Source organism: Streptomyces sp. NPDC001100, assembly GCF_053598575.1.
Map to the genome: position 1 here is coordinate 107,008 of NZ_JBSFKO010000001.1, position 12,605 is coordinate 119,612.

At 72.0% G+C, this 12,605-nt stretch carries 11 protein-coding genes and 2 pseudogenes; 5 read left to right on the forward strand and 8 right to left on the reverse strand.

What is annotated here, in order from left to right:
* The first annotated feature begins 28 nt into the window (after positions 1–28).
* Positions 29–1,180 carry an XdhC family protein gene (locus ACWDEW_RS00475; RefSeq protein WP_450508180.1) on the forward strand — a complete coding sequence of 384 codons (1,152 nt, stop codon included), beginning with the start codon at positions 29–31 and terminating at the stop codon, positions 1,178–1,180.
* 247 nt (positions 1,181–1,427) lie between these two features.
* Here the strand turns inward: ACWDEW_RS00475 and ACWDEW_RS00480 are convergent.
* A pseudogene (locus tag ACWDEW_RS00480) lies at positions 1,428–1,732 on the reverse strand (serine/threonine protein kinase); the annotation flags it as partial.
* Between the two features lie 146 nt (positions 1,733–1,878).
* Here ACWDEW_RS00480 and ACWDEW_RS00485 point away from each other — a divergent pair.
* Positions 1,879–2,520 (forward strand): LysE family translocator, encoded by a 642-nt coding sequence (locus ACWDEW_RS00485; protein WP_450508182.1) that lies wholly within the window; start codon positions 1,879–1,881, stop codon positions 2,518–2,520.
* Between the two features lie 50 nt (positions 2,521–2,570).
* Here ACWDEW_RS00485 and ACWDEW_RS00490 read toward each other — a convergent pair whose 3' ends face one another.
* Complete coding sequence (locus ACWDEW_RS00490) at positions 2,571–3,011, reverse strand: SRPBCC family protein (protein ID WP_450508184.1); 441 nt, start codon at positions 3,009–3,011, stop codon at positions 2,571–2,573.
* 114 nt (positions 3,012–3,125) lie between these two features.
* Between ACWDEW_RS00490 and ACWDEW_RS00495 the strand changes: the two genes are divergently transcribed.
* Entirely contained in the window at positions 3,126–4,139 is a 1,014-nt protein-coding gene (locus ACWDEW_RS00495) for a DUF2278 family protein (protein WP_450508186.1), read from the forward strand.
* An 87-nt stretch (positions 4,140–4,226) separates the two neighbouring features.
* On the forward strand, positions 4,227–5,441 hold the full coding sequence (locus ACWDEW_RS00500) for a cytochrome P450 (RefSeq protein ID WP_450508188.1): 1,215 nt from the start codon (positions 4,227–4,229) through the stop codon (positions 5,439–5,441).
* Positions 5,442–5,462: 21 nt separating this feature from the next.
* Here the strand turns inward: ACWDEW_RS00500 and ACWDEW_RS00505 are convergent, their stop codons facing one another.
* The 3 genes and pseudogenes from ACWDEW_RS00505 to ACWDEW_RS00515 all read right to left on the reverse strand — a co-directional run.
* A complete protein-coding gene (locus tag ACWDEW_RS00505; RefSeq protein ID WP_450508723.1) occupies positions 5,463–6,197 on the reverse strand; it encodes a polysaccharide deacetylase family protein in 735 nt (244 codons plus the stop codon).
* Positions 6,198–6,341: 144 nt separating this feature from the next.
* A complete protein-coding gene (locus ACWDEW_RS00510; RefSeq protein ID WP_450508725.1) occupies positions 6,342–6,920 on the reverse strand; it encodes a histidine phosphatase family protein in 579 nt (192 codons plus the stop codon).
* Positions 6,921–7,033: 113 nt separating this feature from the next.
* A pseudogene (locus tag ACWDEW_RS00515) lies at positions 7,034–7,177 on the reverse strand (hypothetical protein); the annotation flags it as partial.
* A gap of 143 nt (positions 7,178–7,320) precedes the next feature.
* On the opposite strand from ACWDEW_RS00515, the gene ACWDEW_RS00520 reads away from it, so the two are divergent.
* Complete coding sequence (locus ACWDEW_RS00520) at positions 7,321–7,563, forward strand: hypothetical protein (RefSeq protein ID WP_450508190.1); 243 nt, start codon at positions 7,321–7,323, stop codon at positions 7,561–7,563.
* A gap of 40 nt (positions 7,564–7,603) precedes the next feature.
* Here ACWDEW_RS00520 and meaB read toward each other — a convergent pair whose 3' ends face one another.
* Genes meaB through ACWDEW_RS00535 form a run of 3 tightly spaced genes read right to left on the reverse strand, consistent with a single transcriptional unit; the run spans position 7,604 to position 12,575 of the window.
* Positions 7,604–8,587, reverse strand: a complete 984-nt coding sequence (gene meaB / locus ACWDEW_RS00525; RefSeq protein WP_450508192.1) for a methylmalonyl Co-A mutase-associated GTPase MeaB — start codon at positions 8,585–8,587, stop codon at positions 7,604–7,606.
* Positions 8,584–10,770, reverse strand: a complete 2,187-nt coding sequence (gene scpA, locus ACWDEW_RS00530; RefSeq protein ID WP_450508194.1) for a methylmalonyl-CoA mutase — start codon at positions 10,768–10,770, stop codon at positions 8,584–8,586. The genes meaB and scpA overlap by 4 nt, the downstream gene beginning before the upstream one ends.
* Positions 10,770–12,575, reverse strand: a complete 1,806-nt coding sequence (locus ACWDEW_RS00535; protein ID WP_450508196.1) for a methylmalonyl-CoA mutase family protein — start codon at positions 12,573–12,575, stop codon at positions 10,770–10,772. Before ACWDEW_RS00535 ends, scpA begins: the two co-directional genes overlap by 1 nt.
* Between the last annotated feature and the right edge of the window lie 30 nt (positions 12,576–12,605).

Consider the following 12,605-nt stretch of genomic DNA (forward strand, 5'->3'; position numbering starts at 1 on the left):
TTCCTCGCAACCCCGTTAGGAGACCGAGATGCTGGACATCGCCGAAGAGCTGCACCGGTGGGTCGAGCAGGGCCGCGACTTCGCCGTCGCCACCGTGGTGGCCGTCGGCGGCAGCGCACCCCGCCAGCCGGGTGCCGCCCTCGCGGTGGACGCCGACGGCACGGCGATCGGCTCGGTCTCCGGGGGGTGCGTGGAAGGCGCGGTCTACGACCTGTGCCAACAGGCCCTCGCCGACGGTGAAACCGTCGTGGAGCGCTTCGGCTACAGCGACGAGGACGCCTTCGCGGTGGGCCTCACCTGCGGCGGAGTCATCGACATCCTCGTCACACCGGTACGGGCGGAAGACCCCGCCCGTCCGGTGATCGCCGCCGCCCTCGCGACCGCGACGAGCGGTGGGGCGGCGGCACTGGCCCGGATCGTCTCGGGCCCGACTCACCTGCGGGGCCGCGCACTTGTCGTCCACCCCGACGGCTCCTACGACGGCGGCTTCGGCGCCCACCCCGAACTGGACCGCACGGTCGCCGCCGAGGCCGGTGCCCACCTGGACGCGGGCCGCACCGGCACCGTCGAGATCGGCGAGCAGGGCTCCCGCTGCGGGGCTCCGCTCACCGTCCTGGTCGAGTCCTCGGTGCCGCCGCCCCGGATGATCGTGTTCGGCGCGATCGACTTCGCCTCCGCCCTGGTCCGTATCGGCAAGTTCCTCGGCTACCGGGTGACGGTGTGCGACGCCCGACCCGTCTTCGCCACCAGGACCCGTTTCCCCGAGGCCGACGAGATCGTCGTCGAGTGGCCCCACAAGTACCTCGACCGCACGGACACCGACGCCCGTACGGTCCTGTGCGTCCTCACCCACGACGCCAAGTTCGACGTACCGCTGCTCCAGCTCGCCCTGCACCTCCCGGTGGCGTACGTCGGCGCGATGGGCTCCCGCCGCACCCACCTCGACCGCAACGAGCGGCTGCGCGAAGTCGGCGTCACCGAACTGGAGTTGGCGCGCCTGAGGTCTCCGATCGGCCTCGACCTGGGGGCCCGGACGCCGGAGGAGACGGCCCTGTCGATCGCCTCCGAGATCGTCGCCAACAGGCGGGGCGGCAGCGGCGTTTCCCTCACCGGCGCGCACACCCCGATCCACCACGACGCGACCTCGCTGCCCGCCCGGCGGATCGGTTCGGTGGCCTGAACTCCCGCTGTCAGCGCGGCAGAACGGGCCGGTCCGTTCGTACGGAGAACGCCGTGTCGCCCGCCACCGCGACCAGGGCGTCCTTGACGAGCAGGGTGTACGGGGACGGTGTCGTCCGTGGAGTCACCGGGGTTCTGGAGCGCCGAAGTGCGCCGGCGGGCCGTACCGGTGCGTGCGTTCACGGCCGGCAGCCGGCCGAACCGGTTGGCGAAGCAGAGGGTGTCGGACTTCGTCGAGAGCACCGGTCGACGACCCCGGCGAGCGTACGGCCCGGCACGTACAGCGTCGCCATCCACGGGACCTCGGCTCGGAGTCGGCGTCCACGACGGGCGCGGTGAACGCGTCGCTCACCCGGCGGACGGCGGCGATCTCCTGCCGGAACCGGGCCCGGAACTCCTCGTCCTGCGCGTACCACGCGTGCACGACCCTGACCGCGACCTGCCGGCCCGAGGCGGACCGCCCGAGGTGCACGACGCCCATCCCGCCGCTGCCGAGCCGGTCTCCCAGCACATGGCCGCCAATGGACTCCGCATCCCCGCGGTGAAGCGCCATCGGCCGGTCACCCTTCCCGATCGCCGTGCCCGCGAAGGCCGTTCAGGACCATCACACCGGAGCGTGCGCACCACTCACCGGACACTGCCGTCGGGCGAGCGGGAAATGGGTTGCGAGCCCGGGGTGCCCCCGCCTTCCATGGGCCCATGGTGTCCACCGACCGACTGCTCGCCTTCGCGGCCCTGTCCTTCCTGCTGATCATCGTCCCCGGCCCCAGTGTGCTGTTCGTGATCGGCCGGGCGCTCGCGCACGGCCGCCGCGCCGCGCTGACCACGGTGCTGGGCAACACGCTCGGCGCCTACCTCCTCGTCGTGGCGGTCGCCCTCGGCGTCGGCTCGCTGGTGGAACGCTCGGTCCTCGTCTTCACGAGCCTGAAGCTCGCGGGCGCCGCCTACCTCGTCTACCTGGGGATCAAGGCCTGGCGTCAACGCGGTTCGCTGCGGGCCGCGTTCACCGGCGAGGAGACACCCCCGCACAGCGGCCTGCGCACCCTCTGGGAGGGCTTCGCCGTCGGGGTCGCCAACCCCAAGACGATCGTGTTCTTCGCCGCCGTACTGCCCCAGTTCGTGGACCGCGAAAGCGGCCGTGTGACGGCCCAGATGCTGCTGCTCGGCCTCGTCTTCAACCTCATCGCCGTGCTCTCCGACAGCGTGTGGGGCCTGGTCGCCGCGACCGCCCGCGACTGGTTCGCCCGCTCACCCCGCCGCCTCTCCGCGGTCGGCGGCGCGGGCGGCCTCACGATGATCGGCCTGGGCGTGACGGTGGCGGTGACGGGCCGCAAGGACTGACCCCGCCACGACGGACTCCGGCACGACGGACTCTGCTACGACCGACTCCGCTACGGCCGCCTCAGCAGCCTGTTCACCGCCCGCCCGAACATCGACCGCGCCGCCCACCGCAGCGGCCCGTCGAACAGCCGCGGCAGGAACCGCACCCGCAGCTCCTCCTGCCAGACCACGCGGCTGCGGCCCCCCGGCCCCGGCCGCACCTCGATCTCCGCCCAGCCCAGCACCACCCGCCCGCGCTTCTCCAGCCGTACGAGACCCGGCTCGTCGTCCGTCGGCGGATGCCACACGGTGACCTCCATCCGGTCGTCGAAGGCGAGCGGGCCGAGTCCGGAGCGGGCCACGAACACCGTGCCCTCACCGGTCGGCGGCGGAGTGACCACGGTGACCCGGGTCAGCGGGACCACATCGCCGTGGCGCGGCCACTCCGTCAACCGGCGCCACGCCTCCTCCAGAGGGAGCGGTGCCGTGCGTTCGAGGCGGAAGTTGACCATGCAGGGATCGTAGAGAACGCGTCGCCGTCGGCGGTACTTTCGTCGGGGGGCTCACACCCTTGGCCGAGCGGTTCATAGGCACGCAGACGTACACCACAGGGGGAGTCGGTCGTCATGCCACTGAAGGCCTACGGCGTACTGATCACACGCGCGGTGGACACCCGGCGCGAGGGCGCCGCCGGTACACCGCACTACCAGATCCACCTCACGGACGACGCGGGCACGCATTACCGCGCCGCCGTCAACGTCCTGTCCCAGGAGCAGCCCTCCGAGCTGCTCTACCTCGTCGGTGAGGACTTCCAGCACCCGGTCACGGCCCGCCTGGCGGGGCTGCCGAGCGGCTGGAACACCCTGCTGCCCGGACCCGGCGGCCCGAACCTCGACTTCGTGCGCGGCAACCTCTTCGACCCGGCCCAACTGCGCACGCTCCCGCCGGACACGAGCGGTCCCGACAACGACCTCGCCGACCTCCTCGACCACTACGTACGACGCGCGGTCGACGACCCGGACGCCCGGCTGTACGTCTTCGGTGAGCGCTTCGGCCCCGAACCGACCGTCAAGGACAAGGTGTTCGGCTTCCTGCCCGGCAACGGCGTCCACGACATCCATATGAACCAGGGCAACAGCCGCCGCTTCAGCGGCGACGACGGCGTCTGGCAGGACGGCGGCATCCTGATCCACTTCCCGGCGCAGTCGCGCTGGGTGGCCATCTTCCTCGCCTTCCAGAGCCAGTCCTGGCACACGGACGACACCACCGGCCACACCCTGGAGGGCACCGACCCCTCGCGCAACGAGCCCGGCGGCCAGCCCGTCCGGGTCGTGGCGGCCCTGGTCAACCCCCGTGGCCCGGCACCCGAGTTGGAGAGCGTCACGCTCCTCAACGCCTCGCCCGACCCCGTCGACCTGACCGGCTGGCACGTCCGGGACCGGCTGGGCAACTCCTGCGCGGTACCGGCCCCCGGCCCCCTCGCGGCCGGCGCCCCGCTCCTCGTCCCGCTCACGGACGGCGTCCAACTCGGCAACCAGGGCGGCGAGATCACCCTCCTCGACGCGGCAGGGCTCAAGGTCCACGGCGTCTCGTACACGGCGGACCAGGCCGCGCGGGAGGGCTGGACCGTGGTGTTCTGACGCTGCCCGGACGCTCCCTTCCGCACCGCGTGCGCGTACGGCACCATGAGCCCGACCCGCACCGCACCACCGGCCGGAGGGTGTCCCGTGGACCGCGAACTGCACGGCAGACTCGACGAGTTGCAGCGCGACCCGTACCCGCTCTACACCCGGGCCCGGGAGACCGAGGGCCTCACCCACGTCGCCGAACTCGACGCCTGGCTCGTCGCCCGGGACGCCGACGTCCGCGAAGTCCTGCGCCGCCCCGAGGACTTCTCCTCGGCGGTCGCGCTCCGGCCCGACATACTGCCGTCGCCCGCCGCGCTCGCCGTCCTGGGCGGCGGCTTCGGCGGGCGCCCGGTCGTCGTCACCGCGGACGGCGCGCAGCACCAGCGACAGCGCGCGCCCATCGTCCGCGGCCTCTCCCCGGACCGCGTCACGGCCGTCCTGCCCTACGCCGCCGAGCGCGCCGCGGCCCTCGTCGACACGTTCGCCGAGGACGGCCACGTGGAGCTGATGTCGGCGTACGCCCGCAGGCTCCCCGGCGAGGTGATCGGCCGGATCGTCGGCCTCGGCCCCGAAGACGTGCCCGGAGTCGTCCACGGCGGGCACCGCGCCGAGGAGTTGCTGTTCCGTCCCCTGGAGGAGGACGAGCAGGTCGCCGCGGCCCAGGACGTCGTCGCGATGCAGCACACCCTCGACCGGTACGTACGGGAGCGCTACGACCAGCCCCGCGAGGACCTCTGCTCGGAGCTGGTCGCCTCCGTCGCCGAGGGGCCGCTCACCCTGGATCACCGGCACCAACTCGTCGCCGATCTGCAGAACTTGCTGATCGCCGGACACCTCACCACCACCGCGCTCATCGGCACCACCGTCCTGCATCTGCTGTGCCACCCGCGCCAGTGGGAGCTGCTGTGCGCCGAGCCCGAGCGCATCCCCGCGGCGATCGAGGAGGCGGCCCGCTACGACACCGCGCTGCAGGGCTTCCGCAGGATCACCACCCGGTCCGTCGCCCTCGCCGGTACCGAACTCCCCGCCGGGGCAACGCTGTTCATCGCCTTCGGCGCGGCCAACCGGGACGAGCGGCGCCACCCGCGCGCCGACACCTTCGACATCACCCGCTCTCCGGTCGCCCGTCATCTGGCCTTCGGCCTCGGCGTGCACGGCTGCCCGGGCTCCCAGCTCGCCCGGGAGCAACTCCGGCTCACCCTGGAGGAGTTGACCCGCCGGCTGCCCGGACTGCGGCTCGCGGCGGACCGTCCCGTCACCATGCGGCCCACGATGATCCACCGTTCCCCGTACGCCCTGCACCTGACCTGGTGAGAAGAGCGGGCCCCGGGCGACTCAGGGCCGGTACACCTTCCCCGGCTCCGCCTTCCCGGGCGCCAGCAGCTGCGGCACGGTCACGAACACATACCCACGTGCCTTCAGCGCGTCGATGATCCCGGGAACGGCGGGCACGGTGCCCCGGTACAGGTCGTGCAGCAGGATGATCCCGTCCCGGGTGGCCTGGGCGAGGACCCGCTTGGTGATGAGCGCGGAGTCGGTGGTCGCGTAGTCCTTGGCGGTCACGCTCCACAGGACCTCCGCGAGGCCCAGCTCACGGCAGATCTTGTGCACGGTGTCGTCGGTGCGGCCCTGCGGCGGACGCATCAGCGTCGGCTTCTTCCCGGTGATCCGCTCTATCGCGTCGTCCGTGCGTTCCAGCTCGCCGCGTATCTGCGCGGGAGTTATCCGGGTCAGGATCTTGTGGTCCCAGGTGTGGCTGGCCACCTCGTGCCCTTCGGCGGCCATGCGCTCGACCAGCTCCGGGTACTTCTCGATGTGCCGCTTGCCGAGCAGGAAGAAGGTCGCCGGGACCCGCTTCTCCTTCAGGATGTCGAGCAGCCGCGCGGAGTTCTCGCTCGGCCCGGCGTCGAAGGTCAGCGCGACGCACTTCGCCTCACGGCAGTCGACGGTCCCGAAACGGGCCTGCGCGGTCGCCGGCACGTCGTGCGTCCGGGCCGCGGCGGGCGCGGTCGTGTCGAGCTTGGTGCACCCGCTCGAAGCGAGGCCCAGCGAGGCGACCGCCACGAACATGCCGACGGCACGCAACCCGGTCCGGGTTCTTTTCCTCTTTTTGTTCGGAGACCTCAGAGATGGCATGTCCCGACTATACATACAGAGTATAGATGGTGTGTATAGTCGGTCGAGGGCGATCGGTGAGGGCGACCCTTTCCCGCGTCAGCGGGTCTCGGCCCCCAGCTCCCGCCCGAGCCGCAGGTTCCATCGCCCGGTCTGTCCGCTGAGGTCGGTCGCGGTCAGCGGGGGCACGTCGAGCCGCCAGAAGGCGGGCCCGGGCGCTCCCAGGACCGTGACCGCCAGGGCCCGTACGAGCTCCTGCTCGACCACCGCGAGGGTCCGCCCCTCGAACATCGCCGCCGCCTCCAGCCACCCGGCCGCCCGCTCGCACAGCGCCCCCACCGACTCGCCGCCGTGGGGCGCCGCGTCCGGATCCGACAACCAGGACAGCACCGAGTCCGGCTCCCGCACCATCACCTCGTCGAGCGTCAGCCCCCGCCAGCGGCCCATGTCGAGCCCCGCCAACTCCGGCTCCGGTACGGCCGCGAGCCCCAGGGCGGACGCCGTCTCCCGGCAGCGCACGCTGGGGGAGACCAGCACCCGGTCGGCCGCCCCCAGCGAACCGGCGGCGGACTCGGCGCGGGCCCGGCCGCTCGGGTCGAGCGGGCTGCCGTCGTCGAACCGGGCCTCCCGCAGGGACCGGTTCAACGCCGGTGAGATCAAGGTGATGCGGCTGGTCACTCGGTCGCTCCAGTTCTCCGGTCGGGGTGTACGGGACATCGTCCCCCTGTACCGAGGAGCGCGGTCGGCCGGGAGGGCGCCCCCGGCCGACCCCGCCCCGTCCGTCCCTCGGGTCAGGAACCCGCCAGTTCCTCACGGACCGTCCGGGCCGCCGCGACCAGGTTCTCCGGCGACGCGCGGGTCTCGGGCCGGCCGCGGGTCTTCAGGCCGCAGCCGGGACTGACCCACAGCCGCTCCGGCGGAATGGCCTCAAGTCCCACGTGTTACAGCTGATCCCCCACGGTGGCCTGCTCCGGAGGCCGCGGACCGCCGCCGTCCTTGCAGTCCTGACGGTGTCGCACGACAAGGCCACGCGCTTCTTGTCGACCGCGCAGCCGTCCGGAGCGGGGCCGTTGAACTCGTGGGCGCCGTGGAAGCGGTAGCGGAAGTGGACCTGGCCACCGGCGGAGGGCTGCTGCGGCTGGGGCTCAAGGCGCCAGTCGACGATCTCGGCGGAGGCGCCGGGATGCTGCCGGTAGAGGTCCTCGACCTGCACACCGACAGCTGCCTTGCCGCGCTTGGCGGTGGTGTCGAAGCAGCCCAAGAAGGAAGAGCAGCCGGACATGGCGAAAATCGCCGGCGCCGGCGGAGCACCGACGAGTAACCGTGCGGGAAGCACGCGGACGACCTCCGGTCACGGTGGGTCAGCCGGGTCGGGATCCAAAAGCCCGCAGGATCTGTTCGGCGGCCAGGGTCGCCGTCAACTCACCCTCCCGCACCCGCCGTTCGAGGTCCGGCGCCAGTGAGCGTACCGCCGGGTCCGCGTGCAGTCTGCCCAGCAGCTCCTCGCGGACCATCGTCCACGTCCAGTCCACCTGCTGCTCGCGGCGCTTGGCGGCCAGGCGCCCGGTGGAGTCCAGCAGGGACCGGTGTTGTTCCAGGCGCTCCCAGACCGTCTCCAGGCCCGTGCCCTCGCGGGCGCTGCAACTCAATACCGGCGGGGTCCAGGCGGCGTCGGCCGGATGCATCAGGCGCAGGGCGCCCGCCAGTTCACGTGCCGCGCTCTTCGCGTCGCGTTCGTGCGGGCCGTCCGCCTTGTTGACGGCGATGACGTCCGCCAGCTCCAGGACGCCCTTCTTGATGCCCTGCAACTGGTCGCCAGTGCGGGCCAGGGTCAACAGGAGGAAGGAGTCGACCATGTTGGCCACGGCGGTCTCGGACTGGCCGACGCCGACCGTCTCGACGAGGACGACGTCGTGGCCCGCCGCCTCCATGACCACGATCGACTCCCGGGTCGCCTTCGCGACGCCGCCGAGCGTGCCGGCGGTGGGGGAGGGGCGGACGAAGGCCGCCGGGTCCACGGCCAGGCGTTCCATGCGGGTCTTGTCGCCGAGGATCGAGCCGCCCGTACGGGTGGACGACGGGTCGACGGCCAGTACCGCGACCCGGAAGCCGAGCGAGGTGAGCAGCGTGCCGAACGCGTCGATGAACGTCGACTTGCCCACGCCCGGCACACCGCTGATTCCGATCCGCCGCGCCTTTCCGCTGTGCGGCAGCAGTTCGGTCAGCAACTCCTGTGCCATGGCGCGGTGTTGGGGCCTGGTCGACTCGACGAGCGTGATGGCGCGGGCCACCAGGGCCCGCTTGCCGTCGAGTACGCCCTTCACATAGGTGTCGACATCGATCACGGGGTGTGCCCGAGGTCGGTGGTCAGCCGCTCGACCAGGTCGTAGGCCGCGTCCGGGATCACCGTCCCGGGCGGGAACACGGCCGCCGCGCCCATCTCCAGGAGCGTGGGCACGTCCTGCGGCGGGATGACTCCGCCGACCACGATCATGATGTCCTCGCGGCCCTCCTCGGCGAGCGATTCCTTCAACGCCGGTACGAGGGTGAGGTGTCCGGCGGCCAGCGAGGAGACCCCGACGACGTGTACGTCCGCCTCGACGGCCTGGCGGGCCACCTCGCCCGGGGTCTGGAAGAGCGGGCCGACGTCGACGTCGAAGCCGAGGTCGGCGAAGGCGGTGGCGATCACCTTCTGGCCGCGGTCGTGGCCGTCCTGGCCCATCTTGGCGACCAGGATGCGCGGGCGGCGGCCCTCGGCCTCCTCGAACTCGGCCACGAGGGCGCGGGTGCGCTCGACGGACGGGGACTCGCCGGCTTCGGTGCGGTACACACCGGAGATCGTACGGATCTGGCTCGCGTGCCGCCCGTACACCTTCTCCAGCGCGTCGGAGATCTCGCCGACCGTCGCCTTGGCGCGGGCCGCGTTCACCGCCAGCTCCAGGAGGTTGCCGCTGCCCTCGGCGGCCCGGGTCAGGGCGTGCAGCGCGTCCTGGGTGGCCTGCTCGTCGCGCTCGGCGCGCAACCGCCGTAGTTTCTCGATCTGTTGGGTGCGGACGGAGGAGTTGTCGACCTTGAGGACGTCGATCTGCTCGTCGGTCTCGACCCGGTACTTGTTGACGCCGATGACCGGCTGGCGCCCGGAGTCGATACGCGCCTGGGTGCGGGCCGCCGCCTCCTCGATGCGCAGCTTGGGGATGCCCGCGTCGATGGCCTTGGCCATACCGCCGGCCGCCTCGACCTCCTCGATGTGCTGCCAGGCCCGTCGCGCGAGGTCGTACGTCAGCTTCTCGACGTAGGCGCTGCCGCCCCACGGGTCGATGACCCGGGTGGTGCCGGACTCCTGCTGGATGAGGAGCTGGGTGTTGCGGGCGATACGGGCCGAGAAGTCGGTGGGCAGGGCGAGGGCCTCGTCGAGGGCGTTGGTGTGCAGCGACTGGGTGTGGCCCTGAGTGGCCGCCATCGCCTCCACCGCCGTACGCGTCACGTTGTTGAACACGTCCTGCGCGGTCAGCGACCAGCCCGAGGTCTGCGAATGGGTGCGCAGGGAAAGGGACTTGGCGTTCTGCGGATCGAACTGCCTGACCAGCTTCGCCCACAGCAGCCGGGCCGCCCGCAGCTTCGCGATCTCCATGAAGAAGTTCATGCCGATCGCCCAGAAGAACGACAGCCGGGGCGCGAACGCGTCCACGTCCATCCCCGCCTCCCGGCCCGCCCGGATGTACTCGACCCCGTCCGCGAGGGTGTACGCCAGCTCCAGGTCGGCCGTCGCGCCCGCCTCCTGGATGTGGTAGCCGGAGATGGAGATCGAGTTGTAGCGGGGCATCCGCTGCGAGGTGAAGGCGAAGATGTCGGAGATGATCCGCATCGACGGCTTCGGCGGGTAGATGTAGGTGTTGCGGACCATGAACTCCTTGAGGATGTCGTTCTGGATGGTCCCGGCCAACTTCTCGGGCGGTACGCCCTGTTCCTCGGCGGCGACGATGTAGAGGGCGAGTACCGGCAGCACCGCGCCGTTCATCGTCATCGACACGGTCATCTTGTCCAGCGGGATGCCGTCGAAGAGCTGCCGCATGTCGTAGATCGAGTCGATCGCCACGCCCGCCATGCCGACGTCACCGGTCACGCGCGGGTGGTCGCTGTCGTATCCACGGTGCGTGGGCAGGTCGAAGGCGACCGACAGGCCCTTCTGGCCGGCCGCCAGATTGCGCCGGTAGAAGGCGTTGGACTCCTCGGCCGTGGAGAAGCCCGCGTACTGGCGGATCGTCCAGGGCTGGTTGACGTACATCGTCGGGTACGGGCCGCGCAGATACGGCGCGATGCCGGGGTAGGTGGCGAGGAAGTCCAGACCCTCCAGGTCCTGCCCGGTGTACAGCGGCTTGACCGCGATGCCCTCCGGGGTCTCCCACAGGAGATCGTCGCCGCCCGCCGCCTTCTTGACGGCGTCACGCCACTCGTCGGTACCGGCTTCGGCGGCCGGAGCCCCCAGCTCGATCCCGGAGAAGTCGGGGATCCGCCCCGTCGCTGCCATCAGGACACTCCCATGCGGTCGAGGGTGGCGGACAGTACGGCTACGGCGTCGCAGCCCGCGAAGACATAGGCGTCGACACCGGGATACTGCCCGGGACGGCCCGCGAGGAACACGTGCCCGGCACCGGCCACCCTCAACTCCCCCGCGACATCGGCCGCTTGCTCTTCGTACAGGGCGTCGCTGGAGCACAGGCAGGCCTCGGTGGCGCCGCTGTCCGCGAAGGTGCCCGAGGTGACCGGCTCGATGCCGCCCGCCTGGAAGAGGTTCGACGCGAAGGCGAGCCGGGCCGTGTGCGCGGCGGCCGGGCCGAGCGCGGCCAGGAAGACGCGCGGGCGGGAGCCGGTCGCCGCGAGGTGGGCGTCGGAGCGGGCGCGCAGGGCCTCGTAGGCCTCGTCCCGGCGCACGCGCGGCAGCCCGCCGGAGGGGACTTCGGGAGCGGGGGCGCGCTCCGGGAGGCGTTCGGCGAGGTTCGGGAACTCGCTTACGCCGGTGATCGGTTCGCGGCGCCTGGCGAGCTTCGCGCTGCGGGCCGCCCAGGTGGCGGCGAGGTCCTCGCGGAGGCTGCCGGACGCCAACACGGCGGCCTGGCCGCCCTGTTGCTCGATGTGCTGGAAGAACTCCCAGCCCGCGTGGGCGAGTTCGTCCGTGAGCCGCTCCACGTACCAGGAGCCACCCGCCGGGTCGATCACCCGCGACAGATGCGACTCCTCGACCAGGATCGTCGAGGTGTTGCGGGCGATCCGGCGCGCGAACGCGTCCGGCAGGCCCAGCGCGTGGTCGAAGGGCAGCACCGTGACGGACTCGGCGCCGCCCACCCCGGCGGCCAGCGTCGCGACCGTCGTGCGCAGCATGTTCACCCACGGGTCACGCCGGGACATCATCACCGGCGAGGTCACCGCGTGCTGCACCTGCCCGCCGGGCGCCCCGCACACCTCGGCGACCCGGGCCCAGAGCCGGCGCGCCGCGCGCAGCTTGGCGATGGTGAGGAACTGGTCGGCGGTCGCCGCGTACCTGAACTCCAGCTGGCCGACGGCCTGTTCGACGCTCAGCCCCGCATCGGTCAGTTGGCGCAGATAGGCGACCCCGGTCGCCAGTGAGGCGCCCAGCTCCTGTGCCGCCGAACCGCCGGCCTCGTGATACGGCAGCGCGTCCACGGTCAGCGCGCGCAGCCCCGGGTACTCCTCGGCGCAGCGCCGGGCGAGCGTGGCGACCGGCGCGAAGTCGAAGGCCTCGGCCCCGGTGCGGGCCGCGAAGCCCAGCGGGTCGGCGCCCAGGTTGCCCCGGGCGGCCTCGCGCGCGATGTCCCGCTCCTCGTACAGCCGTAGCAACTCGGCCGCGGCGGAAGCGACTTCGGGCCCCGGGTCGAGGACGACGGGTGCCAGGTCGAGATAGACGCCGTCGAGGACCGGGCCGAGCGAGGCGACCGCGATGCCCTGCTCGCCCACGGCCAGCCACAGCGAGGTGACGCCGTTCTCCAGGTCGCCGAGGACCGCGGCGTTGTCGGCGGTCGTGTGCCGCTGCCGTACGTCCCAGCCGCCGAGGGTGTTGCCCTCGGCCCGGCCGCCCCGCACGAAGGGGGCGAAACCGGGGAGGCCGGGTTCGGGTGCGGAGTCGTCCGCGGTGTACAGGGGGCGGGCGCGCAGCCCGTCCTCAAGTGGGGTGGACAGGGCGTCTTCCGCTGCCGTACCCGAGACTTCCTTGCCCGACTTGCGCAGTACGCCTTCCACCAGGCGTTGCCACTGCTCATGGGTCGCGTCAGGGAACTCGGCGGCCAGCGAGAGCCCGTCGTCAGGCAGGACCGTCATGCTCGGATGCTAGGGCAAACGTGCAGGTGA